Source organism: Leptospira kemamanensis, assembly GCF_004769665.1.
Taxonomy (GTDB): domain Bacteria; phylum Spirochaetota; class Leptospiria; order Leptospirales; family Leptospiraceae; genus Leptospira_A; species Leptospira_A kemamanensis.
In genome coordinates this window covers 1-207 of sequence record NZ_RQGG01000038.1, presented here as the reverse complement: position 1 = coordinate 207, position 207 = coordinate 1, and the positions used below count along the sequence as shown (strand labels likewise).

The 207-nt window shown below is 36.2% G+C and carries 1 pseudogene; it reads right to left on the bottom strand.

The features are described 5' to 3' along the window. Nucleotides 1-58 precede the first annotated feature (58 nt). Nucleotides 59-207, bottom strand: a pseudogene (locus EHQ59_RS17970) (TolC family protein); the annotation flags it as partial.

Genomic DNA, 207 nt, shown 5'->3' with positions numbered 1-207 from the left:
AAAAATGTGGAATGAAAAAAGGTGTTCAACCAGGAAAAGAAGGTGGCAATATCGTACTTTAATTCGCCAAAAACTTCATCGTATCACCTAATAGTAATCCGATCTGGAGTCTTAACTGAATTAAATCATAACGATTTTGTATTTCATTCCGCATCACATCTCTGAGTCGTCTATCAACCGTTTGTAATTCGATGATAGACGCAGATC